A 237-nucleotide genomic window follows, 5' to 3' on the forward strand; every position below is an offset into this window, starting at 1 on the left:
TGTAGGCACTGAGCCCCAACATCCATGCCTCAGTCATTGTCGCCCCCGCTGCTCATGTCGCGAGCCGCCGTCCAACCAGCAGCCCAATCGTAATGGTCCATGGAATCTGAATCGTACGGATTCTCCCAGAAGCCATCACCGTAAAAGTAAGCAGCGTGACCAGCGAACCATGCGCCCAGTGCATTCATTCCGCGTCACCTCCACGTGCTGAGTACCAGCCAGCATCCCACTCTGCAT

Annotated in this window: 1 protein-coding gene; it reads right to left on the bottom strand. The window is 57.4% G+C overall.

The annotated features are described in order from the left end of the window. Positions 1 to 29 precede the first annotated feature (29 nt). The gene (locus AC1RPR_RS09085; RefSeq protein WP_481763623.1) at positions 30 to 188 is read right to left on the bottom strand and encodes a hypothetical protein; all 159 of its coding nucleotides are present in this window, start codon (positions 186 to 188) and stop codon (positions 30 to 32) included. Positions 189 to 237 lie beyond the last annotated feature (49 nt).

The organism is Dellaglioa sp. CoH-57-MRSF-22, from assembly GCF_056781895.1.